Annotated in this window: 1 protein-coding gene; it reads left to right on the top strand. The window is 37.8% G+C overall.

The genetic code is table 11. From position 1 onward, the window contains the following. Window positions 1–74: 74 nt before the first annotated feature. Window positions 75–1216, top strand: a protein-coding gene (locus T355_RS0112305; protein WP_155851742.1) for an IS3 family transposase whose coding sequence is annotated in 2 segments (ribosomal slippage) — window positions 75–324 and window positions 324–1216 — 1143 coding nt in all. Because the reading frame shifts where the segments join, the coding sequence is not laid out codon by codon here. Window positions 1217–1256 lie beyond the last annotated feature (40 nt).

Here is a 1256-nt window from a genome sequence, read left to right as displayed (position 1 = left end):
TGATGTTAGTATGATTTAGTGGACACAAAAAGTGCGACACATTAAAATCTTGATTAGGAAAGGATGTGTTTCACATGGCCCACAACGGCAACCGATACTCTGAAGAATTCAAGCGTCAGATTATCGATTTGTACCTATCTGGCAAACCGGTTAAAGAGCTCGCAGATGAATATGGCTTAGTCGAGCAAACCATCTACAAATGGAAGAAGCTATATGCAGCAACCATCAAGGTTGATGAAAATAAAACCATTTCCTTAAAAGAGTATAATGCTCTTCAGAAGAAGATGCGTGAACTTGAGATGGAAAATGAAATCTTAAAAAAAGCTACAGCCATATTCGCCAGAAAACAATAACTGAAATCGTTGCCTTTATAACAAAATATCAAACTATATACCCTATTAAGCTTATGTGTAAAGTACTCGGAATTAACAGGAGTACTTACTACAAGGTTGCTAATAAGGTAGATTCTGCTCGAACTATTGAAAATCAAAAGCTTGATGCAGATATTTTGGCGATTTACTTTGCCACTAAGAGACGCTATGGAGCTCCCAAAATCCATCACGAACTGCTTAATCAAGGTTGGAATATTAGCCTAAAAAGAGTACAAAGACGAATGGCTAAGCTTGGCATTCATTCAATTGTGATCAAAAAATATCGCCACTATTCCAGTAACAAACGAGTTGCTGAAAAAGATAATATATTGAATCAGGACTTTACAGCCACTGGAATCAATCAAAAATGGTGCACAGATATCACCTACATTCACACTCAGAAAGATGGATGGACATACCTGGCATCTGTGATGGATTTATACAGCCGAAAAATCATTGGCTGGGCTTATGACATAAATATGTCTGCTGAGCTTGCAATTAAGGCTGTGAAAAACGCTTGTTTAAATGTCTCTAATCCTGAAGGGATTGTTCTTCAGAGTGATTTGGGAACACAATACACCAGCGACATCTTTGAAAGATTTCTGGCCAGTAGAAAAATATGTCATTCGTACAGTCGTAAAGGATGCCCATATGATAATGCCTGTATAGAGTCATTTCATGCTTTAATTAAAAAAGAGGAAATCTACAGGCATGTTTACAAAGATTCAAAAGAAGCTTATGATAGCATCTTTGAATATATTGAGTCCTGGTACAATCGCAAGCGGACTCATAGTAGCTTAGGCTACAAGACACCAGCTGCAGTTCATGCAGAATGTGCGGCGTAAAGTCGCACTTTCGGTGTCCACTTTATTGACATAAGACCAA

Origin of the sequence: Anaerovibrio lipolyticus LB2005 (assembly GCF_000621545.1) — a bacterium.
In the GTDB taxonomy this organism is placed as follows: Bacteria; Bacillota; Negativicutes; order Selenomonadales; family Selenomonadaceae; genus Anaerovibrio; species Anaerovibrio lipolyticus_A.
Note: the sequence above shows the minus strand (reverse complement) of the source record. Positions and strands in the feature narration are given on the sequence as shown.